16 protein-coding genes and 1 pseudogene are annotated in these 15,590 nt (G+C 71.0%); 13 read left to right on the top strand and 4 right to left on the bottom strand.

Annotated elements, in window-relative coordinates; all coding sequences use genetic code 11:
• Positions 1 to 33 precede the first annotated feature (33 nt).
• Both ML340_RS05070 and ML340_RS05065 read left to right on the top strand, forming a co-directional pair.
• Entirely contained in the window at positions 34 to 378 is a 345-nt protein-coding gene (locus ML340_RS05070) for a hypothetical protein (protein ID WP_240097355.1), read from the top strand.
• A gap of 6 nt (positions 379 to 384) precedes the next feature.
• Positions 385 to 978: pseudogene (locus ML340_RS05065) on the top strand (Dph6-related ATP pyrophosphatase); the annotation flags it as partial.
• Between the two features lie 173 nt (positions 979 to 1,151).
• On the opposite strand, the gene ppc reads toward ML340_RS05065, so the two are convergent.
• The gene (ppc, locus tag ML340_RS05060) at positions 1,152 to 3,869 is read right to left on the bottom strand and encodes a phosphoenolpyruvate carboxylase (protein ID WP_240097353.1); all 2,718 of its coding nucleotides are present in this window, start codon (positions 3,867 to 3,869) and stop codon (positions 1,152 to 1,154) included.
• Between the two features lie 63 nt (positions 3,870 to 3,932).
• Positions 3,933 to 5,297, bottom strand: coding sequence for a glutamate--cysteine ligase (locus ML340_RS05055; RefSeq protein WP_240097351.1), 1,365 nt, complete (start codon positions 5,295 to 5,297; stop codon positions 3,933 to 3,935).
• Between the two features lie 147 nt (positions 5,298 to 5,444).
• Between ML340_RS05055 and ML340_RS05050 the strand changes: the two genes are divergently transcribed.
• From ML340_RS05050 to ML340_RS05020, 7 genes are all read left to right on the top strand, one after another.
• A complete protein-coding gene (locus ML340_RS05050; RefSeq protein WP_240097349.1) occupies positions 5,445 to 7,325 on the top strand; it encodes an alpha-amylase family glycosyl hydrolase in 1,881 nt (626 codons plus the stop codon).
• A gap of 223 nt (positions 7,326 to 7,548) precedes the next feature.
• The gene (locus ML340_RS05045; RefSeq protein ID WP_240097347.1) at positions 7,549 to 8,139 is read left to right on the top strand and encodes a hypothetical protein; all 591 of its coding nucleotides are present in this window, start codon (positions 7,549 to 7,551) and stop codon (positions 8,137 to 8,139) included.
• A gap of 449 nt (positions 8,140 to 8,588) precedes the next feature.
• A complete protein-coding gene (locus ML340_RS05040; protein ID WP_240097345.1) occupies positions 8,589 to 9,122 on the top strand; it encodes a zinc ribbon domain-containing protein in 534 nt (177 codons plus the stop codon).
• An 83-nt stretch (positions 9,123 to 9,205) separates the two neighbouring features.
• On the top strand, positions 9,206 to 9,490 hold the full coding sequence (locus ML340_RS05035) for a hypothetical protein (protein ID WP_240097342.1): 285 nt from the start codon (positions 9,206 to 9,208) through the stop codon (positions 9,488 to 9,490).
• A gap of 73 nt (positions 9,491 to 9,563) precedes the next feature.
• Positions 9,564 to 9,974 (top strand): hypothetical protein, encoded by a 411-nt coding sequence (locus tag ML340_RS05030; protein ID WP_240097340.1) that lies wholly within the window; start codon positions 9,564 to 9,566, stop codon positions 9,972 to 9,974.
• Between the two features lie 93 nt (positions 9,975 to 10,067).
• The gene (locus ML340_RS05025; protein WP_338064411.1) at positions 10,068 to 10,358 is read left to right on the top strand and encodes a BrnT family toxin; all 291 of its coding nucleotides are present in this window, start codon (positions 10,068 to 10,070) and stop codon (positions 10,356 to 10,358) included.
• A 9-nt stretch (positions 10,359 to 10,367) separates the two neighbouring features.
• Positions 10,368 to 10,643 (top strand): BrnA antitoxin family protein, encoded by a 276-nt coding sequence (locus ML340_RS05020; RefSeq protein WP_240097335.1) that lies wholly within the window; start codon positions 10,368 to 10,370, stop codon positions 10,641 to 10,643.
• Positions 10,644 to 10,775: 132 nt separating this feature from the next.
• On the opposite strand, the gene yihA is transcribed toward ML340_RS05020, so the two are convergent.
• Positions 10,776 to 11,396 (bottom strand): ribosome biogenesis GTP-binding protein YihA/YsxC, encoded by a 621-nt coding sequence (gene yihA / locus ML340_RS05015; protein WP_240097333.1) that lies wholly within the window; start codon positions 11,394 to 11,396, stop codon positions 10,776 to 10,778.
• A 132-nt stretch (positions 11,397 to 11,528) separates the two neighbouring features.
• On the opposite strand from yihA, the gene ML340_RS05010 reads away from it, so the two are divergent.
• The 4 genes from ML340_RS05010 to ML340_RS04995 are packed head-to-tail and all read left to right on the top strand — an operon-like array spanning position 11,529 to position 14,746.
• Entirely contained in the window at positions 11,529 to 12,302 is a 774-nt protein-coding gene (locus ML340_RS05010) for a c-type cytochrome (RefSeq protein ID WP_240097331.1), read from the top strand.
• 55 nt (positions 12,303 to 12,357) lie between these two features.
• A complete protein-coding gene (locus ML340_RS05005) occupies positions 12,358 to 13,050 on the top strand; it encodes a DsbA family protein (RefSeq protein ID WP_240097329.1) in 693 nt (230 codons plus the stop codon).
• Between the two features lie 42 nt (positions 13,051 to 13,092).
• On the top strand, positions 13,093 to 13,962 hold the full coding sequence (locus tag ML340_RS05000) for a thiol:disulfide interchange protein DsbA/DsbL (protein WP_240097327.1): 870 nt from the start codon (positions 13,093 to 13,095) through the stop codon (positions 13,960 to 13,962).
• A 43-nt stretch (positions 13,963 to 14,005) separates the two neighbouring features.
• Complete coding sequence (locus tag ML340_RS04995; protein WP_240097704.1) at positions 14,006 to 14,746, top strand: endonuclease/exonuclease/phosphatase family protein; 741 nt, start codon at positions 14,006 to 14,008, stop codon at positions 14,744 to 14,746.
• Positions 14,747 to 14,758: 12 nt separating this feature from the next.
• Here the strand turns inward: ML340_RS04995 and ML340_RS04990 are convergent, their stop codons facing one another.
• On the bottom strand, positions 14,759 to 15,562 hold the full coding sequence (locus ML340_RS04990; RefSeq protein ID WP_240097325.1) for a sulfite exporter TauE/SafE family protein: 804 nt from the start codon (positions 15,560 to 15,562) through the stop codon (positions 14,759 to 14,761).
• Between the last annotated feature and the right edge of the window lie 28 nt (positions 15,563 to 15,590).

Below are 15,590 nucleotides of genomic sequence, written 5' to 3'. Positions count from 1 at the left end.
TAGCCTGTGCAGCATCGCCACAGGAGGCCGCCCATGCCAACCCGCTACTACATCCGCCTGCCCGATCCGGCCAATGCCCGCGGGCCGGATCCGACCCTCGCCTTCCGCGCGCACGGCGCGCACGCCTTCGCCGAGGAGCTGCAGCACGCGCTGCGCACCGACGTGCTGTTCCAGCGCTGGCGGCAGGCGCTGGACGATCCCGACGACGCCGACCCCGCGCTCGGCGCGACCGACCCGGAGGCGCGCGTGCACGGCCACATGGACGATCTGCACGTGGACCTGGAGGTGGTCACCAGCCTGCCGTCCACCGTGCTGCGCCAGCGCCTGGACCTGCTCGCCGGCAAGCACTGGGAACTGCGCGACGTCGCCGCCGGCTGAGCGCCGATGCAGGCGCTGCTGTCCTGGAGCGGCGGCAAGGATGCCGCCTGGGTGCTGCACGCGCTGCGCCAGGCCGGCGCGGTCGAGGTGGTCGGCCTGCTGACCACCCTCACCGAGGGCTACGACCGCATCGCGATGCAGGGCATCCGCCGCGAGGTCCTGCACGCGCAGGCGCGCGCCGCCGGGCTGCCGGTGGTCGAGGCCTGGATCCCGCAGGCGGCCGACAACGCGCGCTACGAGGCCAGCTTCGCGGACGCACTGGCACGCGCGCGGGCGCGCTGGCCGGACTTGGCGCGGATCGCCTTCGGCGACCTGTTCCTGGCCGACGTGCGCGCCTGGCGCGAAGCGCTGTGCGCGCGCCTCGGCTGGACGCCGCTGTTCCCGCTGTTCGGCAGCGACACCGCGGCCCTGGCACGCACGATGCTGGCCGGCGGCCTGCGCGCGCAGCTGTGCTGCGTGGACACCCGCCAGCTCGACGCCCGCTTCGCCGGGCGCGCGTTCGACGCCGATCTCCTCGCGGAGCTGCCCGCCGGCTGTGACCCCTGCGGCGAACGCGGCGAATTCCACACCTGCGTGCAGGCCGGGCCGATGTTCGCCGCCCCGCTCGCGCTGGCGCGCGGCGAGACCGTGCTGCGCGACGGGCGGTTTGCCTATACCGACTTCGTGCTCGGCGCAGACGATCCAGCCCGCGCCGCCCCCCAGATCTCAGGCGGCATGCGGGCGAATTCCCCCGTTCGTGGCGAGCCGGTCGAACCACGGACGGGCCGGCAGGATCAGCCGGTGTTCTGGATCCCCGCGGCGATGCCGTTGACGGTCACCACCAGCGCGCGCAAGAGGTCGTCGTCCTGGCTGCCGGCCGCGCGCCAGCGCTGCAGCAGGTCCACCTGCAGCAGGCTGATCGGATCCACGTAGGGATTGCGCAGGCGGATCGACAGACGCAGGCGGTAGTCGTCGGCCAGCAGATCGGCGCGCTGCTTGAGGGCGAGGATGGCGGCGCGGGTGCGGGTGAATTCGTCGCCGATGCGGGCGAAGAAGCGCGCGTGCAGGTCGGCGCCGGCGAGCTGCGAATAGCGCTCGAAGATCGCCAGGTCTGACTTGGCCAGCAGCATCTCCACGTCGTCCAGCAGGGCTGCGAAGAACGGCCAGTCGCGCGCCATCGCCTGCAACACCTCCAGGCCGTGGCGCTCGATCCCGCGCGCGAGCGCGTGGCCGACCCCGTACCAGCCGGTCATGCCGCAGCGGTTCTGCGACCACGCGAACACCCACGGGATCGCGCGCAGGTTGGCGATGCTGCCGTCGCGGCGGCGGCTGGGGCGCGAGCCGATCCGCAGGCGCTCGATCACGTCGATCGGGGTGGCGGCGCGGAAGTAGTCCGGGAACCGCGGGTCGTCGTGCACCAGCGCGCGGTAGTGCGCGCGCGCGTCCTCCGCCAGCGCGGTGGCGATCGCCCGCCACGCCGCCTCGCGCGGTTCCGGCGGGCGCGGGCGCAGGCTGGCGCGCAGCACCGCGCCGGTGGCCTGCTCGAGGTTGCGCAGCGCCAGCGCGCGGATGCCGTAGCGGCGGTGGATCACCTCACCCTGTTCGGTCACCCGCAGCACGCCGTCGATGCTGCCGCGCGGAGCGGCGATGATGGCGCGCTCGGTCTTGCCGCCGCCGCGGCTGATCGAGCCGCCGCGGCCGTGGAAGAACACCAGCCGCACCCCGGCCGCGCGTGCCAGTTCCAGCAGCTCCACCTGCGCGCGCTGCAGCGCCCAGCGCGCGGCCAGCAGGCCGCCGTCCTTGGCGCTGTCGGAATAGCCGAGCATCACGATCTGGCGATCGCCGCGGGCGTCGAGGTGGGCGCGGTACACCGGGTCGTCGAACAGCGCGCGCATCACCTCCGGCGCCGCCGCGAGGTCGGCGACCGTCTCGAACAGCGGTGCCACGTCCAGCGGCACCCGGCCGTCGTCGTGGCAGCCGGCGATCCGCGCCAGCGCCAGCACCGCCAGCGCGTCCGCCGCGCTGCGGCTCATGGTGATGATGTACGGCCCGAACGCGGCCGCGCCCTGCGGCCCGCGCAGCGCCTGCACCGTGCGCAGGACCTCCAGGGTCGGCTGCGCGGCCGGCGCGTCCGCGTCCGCGGGCGCGGCGCCGGCGATCAGCGCATGCAGGCGGGCGATCCGCTCCGCCAGCGGCAATGCGCCCCAGTCGAGGCCGCCGGCGAGCGCGCCGAGCGCCTCGTCGTGCACCGCCGAGTCCTGGCGCAGGTCGAGGCTGGCCATGTGCAGGCCGAACGCGCGCGCGCGCCGCAGCACGCGCTGCACCGCGAAGCGGCCGGCATGCTCGCCCTGGTGCGCGCGCAGGCTGGCGTCGATCAGTTCGAGGTCGGCGATGAACTCGCCGGCGTCGCGGTAGCCGCCGGGCGCGTCCGCGGCGCAGGCCTCCAGCCGCGCGCGCATCGCCCACAGCAGCTGCCGGTAGGGCATGTCGGCCAGGCGCGGGCGCGCGCGCACCGCGCCCTCGGGCAGCAGCGCGCGGTGCGCCTGCGCGCGCGCGTCGATCGCGGGGTCGTAGCCGCAGCGGCCGCGGCTCTGGGTCAGGATGTCGCCGAGCGCGCGCAGGTCGTCGAGGTAGCAGCGCAGGGCCAGCGCGCGCTGCGCGGCCAGCGCCTCGCGCACGGTGGCGGCGCCGACGTTGGGGTTGCCGTCCATGTCGCCGCCGACCCAGGTGCCGAAGCGCAGCACGTCCGGGATCTCGATGCGCGCGCCGTACACCGCCTCCACCGCATCGGCGAAGGCCTCGTGGAACACCGGCAGCACGCGGTACAGCACCTGCCCGAGGTAGTAGCCGATGTGCTCGATCTCGTCGGCCACGCTCGGCTTCTGCGGCGGCGCCTCGTTGGTCTGCCAGGCGGTGGTCAGCGACTGCCGGATGCGCGCCTCGTCGGCGCGCCGCTCCGGCGGGGTGCGGGTGCGGTCGATGTCCGCGACCAGGCGCTCGACGATCGTGCGCTCCTTGAGCAGCAGCGCGCGCCGGATCGCCTCGGTCGGATGCGCGGTGAACACCGGCTCGATCCGCAGCCGCGCCAGCAGCGCCTGCAACTCGTCCAGCCCGACCCCGGCGGCCTTCAGCTCGCGCAGCACCGCCTCCAGCCCGCCCGGCTGCGGGTCGCTGCCCTGGCGCTGATAGTCGCGCCGGCGGCGGATGCGGTGCACGCGCTCGGCCACGTTGGTGGCGCTGAAGTAGGCCGCGAACGCACGCACCAGCGCCTCGGCCACGTCCAGCGGCAGTCCGCGCAGGTGGGTGGCCAGCGCCTCGATCGGCGCGTCCTGCTCGCGCCGCGCGATCGCGGCGCGGCGGACCTGCTCGACCTGCTGCAGGAACGCCGGCGAAACCTGCTCGGCCAGCATCGCGCCGACCATCGCGCCGAGCCGGCGCACGTCGTCGCGCAGCAGCGCATCGGTGGGGGCGAAGTCCAGCGCCTCGCGCAGCGGCAGTTCGTGGGTGCTCATGGGCGGCAGGCTAATCCGGCCTGTTGCGACGCAGCAACCGTTGCCGCCGCAACCCCGCCGCGCTCAATAGGCGAACTCGCGGAACACCGGGTCCACGCTGCCCTGCCAGGGGCCGTGGAACAACTCCAGCTTGCGCTGCGCCGGGGTCTGGCCGGATTCGGCGATCTCCAGCAACGGCGCGAGGAAGCCGGTTTCGTCGGCGCCGCAGGCATCCGCGCGGGCGCGCCGGCGCAGGCCGTCCAGCGCGATCTTCAGCGCCTCGCGCGCCAGGTCGCGCACGCGGCCATGGCGGAACGGCAGCTCCAGCGCGTGCCGCGGCACGCCGTCGCGCAGGGCGTGGCGCTCGGCCAGGGTGAAATCCTTGACCAGGTCCCAGGCGGCATCCAGCGCCGCATCGTCGTACAGCAGGCCGACCCAGAACGCCGGCAGCGCGCAGATGCGATTCCACGGGCCGCTGTCGGCGCCGCGCATCTCCAGGTACTTCTTCAGGCGCACTTCGGGGAAGGCGGTGGTCATGTGGTCGTTCCAGTCGCGCAGGGTCGGCAGCGCGCCCGGCAGCACGTCCAGCCGGCCCTGCAGGAAATCGCGGAACGACTTGCCGCTGGCGTCGTGATAGACGCCGTCGCGGTGCACGAAATACATCGGCACGTCGAGCAGGTAGTCCACGTAGCGCTCGTAGCCGAAGCCGTCCTCGAACACGAAGTCGAGCATGCCGGTGCGGTCCGGGTCGGTGTCGGTCCAGATGTGCGAGCGGTAGCTCTGGTAGCCGTTGGGCTTGCCTTCGGTGAACGGCGAATCGGCGAACAGCGCGGTGGCGACCGGCTGCAGCGCCAGCGACACCCGGAACTTCTTCACCATGTCCGCCTCGGAGGCGTAGTCCAGGTTGACCTGCACCGTGCAGGTGCGGGTCATCATGTCCAGGCCGAGGTGGCCGACCTTGGGCATGTAGGCCTTCATGATCCGGTAGCGGCCCTTCGGCATCCACGGCATGTCCGCGCGCGCCCACTTGGGCTGGAAGCCCATGCCGAGGAAGCCCAGCTGCAGCTCGTCGGCGACCGCGCGCACCTCGCGCAGGTGGATACCGACTTCCTTGCAGGTCTGGTGCAGGGTGTCCAGCGGGGCGCCGGACAGTTCCAGCTGGCCGGCCGGCTCCAGCGTCACCGAGGCGCCCTCGCGCGAAAGCGCGATCACCCGCCCGTTCTCGGCGTACGGCTGCCAGCCGAAGCGGGTCAGCCCCTTGAGCAGCGCCTCGATCCCGCGCTCGCCGTCGAACGGCGGCGGACGCAGGTCATCCAGGCGGAAGCCGAACTTCTCGTGCTCGGTGCCGATCCGCCATGCCGCGCGCGGCTTCTCGCCGGAGGTCAGCACCTCGACCAGCTGGCGGCGGTCGGTGATCGGGGTGTCGCTGGCGGTGCTCGGTCCGGACATGCGGGCGGCTTTCGAAGGCGGCCCCGCAGCATAGCCGCCTGCCATGGCCGCGGACAGCGCGGCCACGGTGCTGCAGTGTTGCGGGCGGCGACGTATTCATGGCCGCCGCCATTGCCCACCGCCGCCTGCGCGCTCTAGCCTGCACCAATGCCCACCCGCCGCCTGCCGCTGCTGACCGCCGCCTGCGCGCTGGCGCTGGCCGGCGCGGCGCCGGCCGCGGCGGTCGAGGTGGACCGCATCGAGCCGGGCAACTGGTGGGTCGGGATGCAGCACCGCCGGGTCGAGCTGCTGCTGCACGGGCGCGATCTCGCCGATGCCACGGTGGTGATCGACCGGCCCGGCGTGCGCCTGCTGGCCACCGCGCCCGGCGACAGCCCGCAGTGGCGGTTCGCCACGGTCGAGATCGCCGCCGACGCCGCGCCCGGCCCGGTGCCGATCCGGGTGTGCGCGCCGGCGGGCGGCTGCCGGGAAGTCACGTGGCGGCTGGACCCGCGCGTGCCGGGATCGGCGGTGCGCCGCGGCTTCGGCCCGCAGGATGCGCTCTACCTGGCGGTGCCGGACCGCTTCGCCAACGGCGATCCCGGTAACGACCGCGTGCCCGGCCTGCGCGAGGACCGGGTCGACCGCAGCGACCCGGACGCCCGCCACGGCGGCGACCTCGCCGGCCTGCGCCGCCACCTCGATGCGATCGCCGCGCTCGGCATGACCCAGCTGTGGCTGACCCCGGTGCAGGCCAACGACCAGCCCAGCCACTCCTACCACGGCTACGCCATCACCGACCTGTACCGGATCGACCCGCGCCTGGGCACGCTCGACGACTACCGGGCGCTGGCGCGCGAGGCCCGCGCGCGCGGGCTCGGCCTGATCATGGACGTGGTGCCCAACCACATCGGCAGCGGCCACCCGTGGCTGGCCGATCCGCCGCGGCGGGCCTGGATCCACGGCGACGGCCGGTTCCGCGCGACCACCCACCGCCGCACCACGGTGCAGGATCCGCACGCCGCGCCCGAGGACCGCGCCGCGTTCCAGAACGGCTGGTTCGTGCCGGCGATGCCGGACCTCGACCAGCGCGACCCGCAGCTGGCGCGCTACCTGCTGCAGAACACCCTGTGGTGGATCGAGACCGCCGGCCTGTCCGGGCTGCGGGTGGACACCTTCAGCTATGCCGATCCGCAGTTCCTGAGCGACTGGGCGCGCGGCATCCTCGCCGAGTACCCAGCGTTCACCCTGGTCGGCGAGGAATGGAGCACGCAGCCGGCGATCGTGGCGCACTGGCAGCGCGGCAAGCACAACCCGGACGGGCACGTGCCGTGGATGCCGGCGATGTTCGACTTCCCGCTGCAGGCGGCGCTGCTGCGCGCGCTGGGCGCCCCGGCGGACGCCGCCGACGGCTGGCTGCCGGTGTACGAGACGCTGGCGCTGGATTTCCTCTACCCGGATCCGGGCCGGCTGGTGGTGTTCGCCGAGAACCACGACACCCCGCGCCTGCTGGCCGCGCTGGACGGCGATGTCGCCGGCTGGCGGCTGGCGATGGCGCTGCTGGCCACCACCCGCGGCATCCCGCAGTTCTTCTATGGCTCGGAGGTGCTGCTGCGCGGCCCCGTGCAGCGCGACGACGGCCGCGTGCGCGCGGACATGCCCGGCGGCTGGCGCGGCGATCCGCAGGACGCCTTCAGCGGGCGCGGCCTCTCCCCCGAGCAGCAGGCCGCGCGCGCCTGGCTGGCCGCGCTGCTGCAGTGGCGCCGCCGCACCCCGCTGCTGCACACCGGCGCGCTGACCCATTACGCGCCGGAGGACGACGTCTACGTCTATTTCCGGCACACCGGCCGCCCCGGCCACCCCGACCGCGGGCCGGCAGTGATGGTCGCGCTCAACCGCGCGCCGGCCCCGCGCCAGCTCGACCCCGCGCGCTTCGCGCGCTTCCTGCAAGGCCGGCACGCGCGCGAGGCCCTGACCGGCGCGGCGGTCGCGCTCGACGCCCCGATCCGCGTGCCGGCACGAGGCCTCCTGCTGCTGGAGCTGCGCTAGCGCCCGTATCTTCAGCCGATCTGGCATTACATGCGTACATGCGGGGCATAACGCCGGGCGTTCAGCGACGTGCGCCGTGCGGGCGCTCGGCAACACACTGATTGACCAGGGAAATGGCCTTGACCGGCTGCCAGCGCGGGAGCACCATCCGGCTACGCCCCGGATTCGGGGTCTACTTGGTGTTAGGCCTCATATGTGCGACAGGTCCGCTTCATTACGAGTCATGGAAACCGATCCGATACGACAAGCCTTCACCGCTGCTGCGTTTCTCATCGCAGCTTTGTTGTTATCGCCGGCAGCCGCTACCGATTTTCAGATCAAAGGACGAACTCTTGGGATGAACGAAAGTTCAGCTTGCGGTGACGCTCCCCTGACTAACCTCCAATTAGCACTAGAAGCGACTGGGGTGAAGGGTATCGAGTTTCCTGCGACAGGCTGCGAACTAGCCCTTGATTCGGTTGCCGGCCTAACGCCTGCGGGCCCCGCTAGGCTCCTGTTTTGGAAAGGTAAACTTATTCGACTTATCGTCGAGTTCGAGCATGTGGATCTAGAGGAAGCCGCAGCATTACGAACCGCGTTCATTAGTTCCTTTGGACGGCCCGTGACAAAGCGCTCGGACCCCTTTCGTACAGACACTTGGCGCTCTAGAAAACAAGTTCTCGAGTTGGAATGGACAGATCGCATCCCCGCTGACGTAAGTGCTTATCTGACCGACTCAACCGGATGGTTGGAGTACCAGAAAGCAGAAGCAAGAGCCAGGAGCGCTATCAAGGCACTGGACAGTAAAAAGCGATCTGATGACTTGCGCAACTGAGCGAACTATCAAATGAGGCCCAACCCTGCATTCCACCCGACCGGCTTCAGCGGGCTTTGCCCGCTTCCGCCGTCGGGTGAATTTGAACGTTAGGCCGCTAGTCGAGCGAAGATGACACTCCGGGAAAGCACAATCACGGTTGTTGACCTGCTGATCTGGTGCGGAAGCGGCGCGCTTGTTCTGTTCTTCGCAACCTTAACCGCAAGAGCTTTGTGGCTCGGGCATGTCACGATCAACGGAAAGAGAGCCACAAAGCTAGATGAGCCAATTGGCTACTTGCTGGTGCTAGCTGCGTACCTCGGCTGCGGCTACTTGTTCTGGCTTGTTTTTTGGCCAGGCCTGCGGACTTGGCTGGGCTTGCCATGACCGGCGCGCGGCCTAACAATTCATTCAAGCCGACGCCGCTTCGCGGCGCGGCTTAATTCAGGTGTTAGGTCTTAGGGGGAACAATGAAGCAAGTCGGAATTTTCCTGGTGGTTATCGGTCTCATTTGGGCTGTCGTCGCCTTCAACATGGAGACCACCGTCACGACTGAAAGTCGTTACGAACAAATCGGTTCGGGCGAGTACGCGACTGGAATCAGCATTCCTTCCATGACAGTCCAGAACATCGGCCTAATGGAGAGGCGTCGCAGTCATCTAATGCTTGCCGGGTTGACCGCACTCGGAGGGGTAATCCTGATTGGCTTTGGCTCAATTCAACGTCAAAAAGCAGATGGCTTAAAACCATGCCCGAGCTGCGCTGAGATGATTCAACCCAATGCGGTCAAGTGCCGGTACTGTGGACATGAACTTCCAGCAACGTTCGCGGCTACGCCATTCGCACCAGGAATCTCTCCCGAGAGTCCTGAGGCAGAGCAGATGTTGCATTACGGGATTACCCATAACGGCAAGTACTACGCAGCAGGCGAAATGCACTTTGACAAGCTAGACCAGGCTCTGGAGTATGCCCGCGGACTTGAGCGCCAGAGTCATCGGGCCTGAGACCTAACAATTCGTCCAAGCCGACGCCGCTTCGCGGCGCGGCTTAACTCAGGTGTTAGGCAGCAGAGCAAGGGGCACCGCACATGCAGTACAAGCAGAACCTCCACCGTCACCTGCAAGCCTGTGCCGATGAGCTCCTGGCGTTCATCAAGAGTGCTGAGTCGGCGTACCCGGAACGCTGGGTGCCAACGGTCCACACCAAAAGCGCGCTCGCGCTTAACCTTGAAGCCACACCACAGGGGTCCGCCCAGTACGGACCGAAGGGTTGGCTTTTCGCCATCTTGGCCCGCATGCTTGAAGATCAGGGCCGGCTTGAGCACAAGAAGGTCGGCAGCCGTTCGTTCTGTAGGTCACGAGCCGCTGCCTAACTATTCGTCCAAGCCGACGCCGTTTAGCGGCGCGGCTTAACCGTAGGTGTTGGGCACCTTGAAAGGAGCCGTCTTGAACGATTACTACGGATTCACGCCGGACAAGTGGGCTGCTGCGAAACGCGAGGCGAAAGACATTCTGGGGGCCCGCGCAAAATTACGCGGGCTGATCCCATACTCAGATCTCGCTGCCCGCATCGAGTCAGTCCAGCTTGCGGCCCATGACCAGCGGCTATTTCATCTGCTCTGCGAAATCTCCGAGGAAGAAAATGCTGCTGGCCGAGGCATGTTGAGTGTCATCGTCGTCCACAAAGCTGGAGACATGCAGCCTGGCCCTGGGTTCTTCGAGTTGGCGAAGCGACTTGGGCGCGACACATCGGACATATTGAAGTGCTGGGTCGATGAACTTAAGAAAGTTCATGCGTACTGGTCAGCCAAGGCATTCCCAGGCGCCCAATCAAGCAGTGCGAGCGATCTGGCGTAATAAACGGCGCCAAGCCCATAACCTTGTACTTTACCCGGCAGCCACGCATTCGCACGACTTGACAGAACGCTTTTTCGTATCTACATTTATTTCGTGCGGATCACGTGGGACCCCGCCAAACGCCGAAGGCCGCTTGAGGAGCGGGGCTTGGATCTGCTCCGCGCCAAAGACGTCTTTGCCGGCCCGCATTTCACTCGCACAGACAACCGCCAAGACTACGGTGAACCGCGTTTCATCACGGCCGGTTGGCTTGACGATCGACTTGTTGTCTTCGCATGGACGCCGCGCGGCGCCGCCAGGCGCATCATCAGCGTGAGGCACTGCCATGAGCGTGAAGCAAAAAAACTGCGGCTACTGGCGCACATCGCGCTGGTTGCCGCATGAGGCACTGTCATGAGCGTGAAGCAAAAAAACTCCGCCCCTATCTCTCGCGACCCTGACTCTTTGCCGGAGATCACAGACGCATGGATTGCCGGAGCCGACCTTTACCATGGGGACAAGCTCGTCCGTCGTGGTCGCCCCAAGTTGGCCAATCCCCGCCAGCTCCTGTCTTTGCGCTTGCCCCCTCAGATCATTGCACGCTGGAAAGCCACTGGCCCGGGCTGGCAAACCCGCATGGCGGAGGCACTGGAAAAGGCGGCTCCCAAAGCACGTCGGGCCGCTGACTAGCGATTTCGTCCAAGCCGACGCCGCCTCGCGGCGCGGCTTAACTCAGGTGGGTGTTAGAACCTCGGGCGAACCGGCTCAATTCCGGCGCCAGTCGGCACTCCCGGCCCACAGGGCGTTCTGGAGAGTTCTCGGCTAACCCTGCGCCAGCCCGAGCCAGCCGGCGACCACCGCGCGCAGGGCGTCCACGCCGTCGCGGGTCTCGGCCGAGAACGCCTGCACCCCGACCTCGGCGCCGGCGTCCTCCGCCAGCGCGCGCCGCACCGCGGCCACCGCGGCGCTGGCGGCGCCGCGCCCGAGCTTGTCCGCCTTGGTCAGCAGCACGTGCGCCGGCAGCCCGCGCTGGCGCGCGTAGCCCAGCATCTGGCGGTCGTAGTCCTTCAGCGGATGGCGGATGTCCATCACCACCACCAGCCCGGCCAGCGCCTGGCGCTGCGCGAAGTAGGCCGCGATGAACGCCTGCCAGTGCGCCTGCAGCGCCTGCGGGACTTTCGCATAGCCGTAGCCGGGCAGATCGACCAGGAACCGCTGCGGGTGCGCCGGCAGTTCGAAGTACACCAGCTGCTGGGTGCGGCCGGGGGTCTTGGACACCCGCGCTAGCGCGCGCTGGCGGCACAGCGCGTTCAGCGCCGAGGACTTGCCGGCGTTGGAACGCCCGGCGAAGGCGACCTCGCGGCCGCCATCGGCGGGCAGCTGGCGCGCGGTGTGCGCGGCCAGCAGGTAGCGGGCGGCGACGAACGGATCGGGACGGGGCATGCGCACAGGATCGCATGCCGGCCGCGCCAACCGCGGTTGGCGTGGTTTGACCGCCTCCGGCGCGCTGCCGATAATCGCGCGGTCGCGCCCGTTGGGGGTGGCGCGTCCCCGCTGACCGGAGTCGTCGTACCCATGCGCCTGTCCCGCGTCCCTGCCATCGCCGGCCTCGCCCTGCTCGCCGGCGCGGCCTTCGTCCACGCCCAGAGCACGCCGAGCGCGGCGCCGGATCCGGCGCCGGTGCAGGCCGCGCCGCTGGACGCGGCCCCGGCGACCTGGGGCGATGCCCAGGCCGGGCAGACCAAGGCCGGCGCCTGCGCCGCCTGCCACGGCCTGGACGGCAACCCGACCGACCCGCAGTACCCGCGCCTGGCCGGCATGCCCGAGCGCTACATCGCCCAGCAGCTGCAGATGTTCAAGGACGGCGAGCGCAGCGGCGGCATGGCCGCGGTGATGCAGCCGTTCGCGGCCGCGCTGTCGGCGCAGGACATGCGCGACATCGGCGCCTACTTCGCGCGCCAGACCGCTGGCGCCGGGGTCGCCGACGACAGCCTCATCGCCTCCGGCCCGTACAAGGGGCAGAAGTTCTACCAGCCGGGCGAGCGCATCTACCGCGGCGGCATCGCCGCGCGTGGGGTGCCGGCCTGCATGGCCTGCCACGGCCCGGCCGGCGAGGGCAATCCCGGCCCGCCCTACCCGGCGCTGCACGGCCAGCAGTCCGCCTACGTGGTGCGCCGCCTGCAGGAGTACCAGGCCGGCACCACCAGCGCCAAGGATCCGACCCACTTCAACCTCATGGCCGCGGTCGCCAAGCCGCTGACCGACGAGGAGATCCAGTCGCTGGCCAGCTACGTGCAGGGCCTGCACGCGCGCGCCCCGGCCAGCCCGGTGCCGGCGCAGGCGCCCTGATCCCGCCTGCGCGCCGGCCCCACCGACGCCCCACCCCACGGAAGTCCGAAGTCCCATGCGAGCCCTGCTGCTGTCCCTGCTGCTGTTGCTGACCGCCGCGCCGCTGGCGCAGGCGCAGTCGCTCCCGGGCCTGACCGAGGGCAAGGAGTACCGCAGCATTCCCGGCGGCACCCCGTTCCGCGCGGTGCCCGGCCAGGTCGAGGTGGCCGAGGTGTTCGCCTACTGGTGCCCGCACTGCGCGCATTTCGCGCCGATGCTGGACGCCTGGGCGCGGCGCCTGCCAGCATGGGCGCGGCTGCAGCCGGTGCCGCTGCCGTCCGGCCCGGAGGACGCGCTGGCGCGCGCCTACTTCGCGGCGGAAGCGGCCAAGGCGGTGCCGGTCGTACATCCGGCCCTGTTCCGCGCGATCCACGAGACCCAGCAGCTGCCGCGCCAGCCGGACGCGGCGCAGGTGCGCGCGTTCGTCGCCAAGCTGCCGGGGATCGACCAGGCCGCGTTCGCCGCCGCCCTGCGCGACGATGCCGGCATGCGCGCGCGGCTGGCGCAGGCCTACCAGTTCGCCCAGCGCAGCGACATCCCGGGCACACCCTCGCTGGTGATCGCCGGCCGCTACCTGGTGCTGGGCAACAGCTACCAGGAGCTGCTGGACAATGCCGGCAAGGTGCTGGCCGCGCTCGCGCCGGCCGCCAAGCCGGCCGCGAAGCCCGCGCCCCTGCCGGCGACCAAACCCGCGCCGGCGCGCCCGTGATCGCCTGACCCGTCCCCCGCACGCCCCCGCACGATGCCGACCATGACCGCCTCCTTCCGCCACGCCCTGCTCCTGCTCGCCCTGCTGCCGCTGGCCGCCTGCAAGCAGGACGCTCCTGCCCCGGCCGCGTCCGGCACGCCCGCGCCCGCCGAGGCCGCCGCACCGGCCGCCCCGATGGCGCAGGCCAGCAGCGAGGACGCCGCCACCCGCGCCGCCGGCGAGGCCGCCGCCAAGGCCGCGGCCGAGGCCGCCGCGAAGGCGCCGCCGCTGGTGCCCGGGGTGGACTACGTGGAGATCCCCAACGGCCAGCCGTTCGACACCAGCGACGGCCGCATCGAGGTCGCCGAGATCTTCGGCTACGTCTGCCCGTTCTGCGCCGCGGTGCAGCCGACTGTCAGCGCGATGCGCGCGCGGCTGCCAGCAGACGTGCACTTCGTGGACGTGCCGGCGCCGTTCGGGGCGATGTGGGACAACTACGCGCGTGCGTTCTACGCCGCCGAGGCGATGGGCCTGCTCGAGAAGACCCACGACGCGATGTTCCGCGCCATCCACATCGACAAGACCTTGAAGGGCGAGCGCGGGATGGACACCCCCGAGCAGATCGCCGCGTTCTACGCCGCCTACGGCGCCGACCCCAAGCAGTTCCTGAGCAGCATGGACAGCTTCGCGGTCACCACCAAGGTCAACCGCGCCAAGCAGTTCATCCAGAACGCCTTCAGCAACGGCGACCAGGCCGGCACCCCGACCTTCGTGGTCAACGGCCGCTACCGGGTGAAGGGCAAGTCGGTGGACGACATGTTCCGCATCCTCAACCAGCTGATCGTCGCCGAGCGCGCCAAGGCCGCCCAGGCCGGCGCCGCCGCCGCGCCGGCGACGCCCGCCGCCGGGACCGCCCCTGCAGCCGCGCACTGACCCCAGCCCGCCCGCGCCGGCGGCGGACACCCGCCGCCTGCGCCTGCTGTCGGCCAACATCCAGGCCGGCTCCAGCACCCGCGGCTACCACGACTACCTGGCGCGCAGCTGGTCGCACGTGCTGCCGGCCGGCAACAAGCGCGGCGCGCTGGACGCGATCGCCGCGCTGGCGCGCGGCCACGACATCGTCGGCCTGCAGGAGGCCGACCCCGGCAGTCTGCGCTCGGGCTTCACCAACCAGACCCACTACCTGGCCGAACGCGCCGGCTTCCCCTACTGGAGCCACCAGCCCAACCGCCGGGTCGGCGCGGTCGCCGGCAGCGCCAACGGCCTGCTCAGCCGGCTCGAGCCGGTGATCGTCGAGGACCACCCGCTGCCCGGCCGGGTCAAGGGCCGCGGCATGCTGCTGGCGCGCTTCGCCGACGGCGACGACGGCTTGGTGGTGGCGGTCGCGCACCTCGCGCTCGGGCCGCAGTCGCGCCGGCGCCAGCTCGACTTCATCGGCGAACTGCTGGCCGGGCACCGCCACGCGGTGCTGATGGGCGATTTCAACTGCGACCCGGAGCGCCCGGAGATGCAGGGCCTGTTCCGCAAGAGCGCGCTGCAGCCGCCGACGCAATGCCTGCCGACCTTTCCGGCGTGGCGCCCGCAACGCGCGATCGACCACGTGCTGGTCACCCCGGCGCTGGCGCTCACCGCCCTGCGCGCGGTGCCCGCCGCGCTGTCCGACCACCTGGCGCTGTCGGCCGAGCTGCAGGTCCCGGCGACTGCGCTGCGCGGCTGAGGGCATCCCCCGTCAGCGCCATGCGCTCCACGCGAAGCCGGCGCCGACCAGCAGCAGGAACAGCGCGAACACCCGCTTGAGCGCCAGCCCGCTGAGCGCATGCGCCAGGCGCACGCCGTAGGGCGCGGCCAGCACCGAGGCCAGCGCGACCCCGACCGCCGCCGGCAGGTACACATAGCCGACCGCGCCGGGCAGCGGCAGCGCCCCGGCCGGGGCCTGCAGGGCATAGCCGAGCGCGCTGCCGAGCGCGACCCACACCCCGACCGCGGAGGAGGTGCCGACCGCGCGCACCGGCGCAGCGCCGCGCGCCACCAACAGCGGCACGGTCAGGCTGCCGCCGCCGATCCCGACCACCGCGGAGACCGCGCCGATCCCGACCCCGGCCAGGCTGTAGCCGGGCCCGCGCGGGGACAGCGCCGGGTCGCCCTCCGGGCGGCGCCCCGGGCGCAGCAGCTGCAGCGCGACCAGCACGCAATAGGCCGCCACCGCGATCCGCAGCACGCGGTCGTCCAGCGCGATCGCCAGCCGGCTGCCGAGCCAGCCGCCGAGCAGCACCCCGGGCGCCATCCACGCCACCGTCGGCCACGCCACGCTGGCGCGCCGCGCATGCCCGCGCGCGGAGGCCGCGGCGGTCAGCACGATGCTGGCCAGCGAACTGGCCAGCGCCGCGTGCATCGCCGCCTCCGCCGGCACGCCCTGGCGCGGCAGCCACCACGCCAGCGCGCCGACCAGCACCAGCCCGCCGCCGATCCCGAGCAGGCCCGCCAGCACGCCCGCCAGCGCCCCGAGCAGGGGATACACCAGCCAGAACAGCATCACGCGCGACGGACAGCGGCCATGCCGG

It is taken from the genome of Thermomonas flagellata (assembly GCF_022419185.1).
GTDB lineage: Bacteria > Pseudomonadota > Gammaproteobacteria > Xanthomonadales > Xanthomonadaceae > Thermomonas > Thermomonas flagellata.
This window is presented reverse-complemented; position numbering and strand designations above follow the sequence as displayed.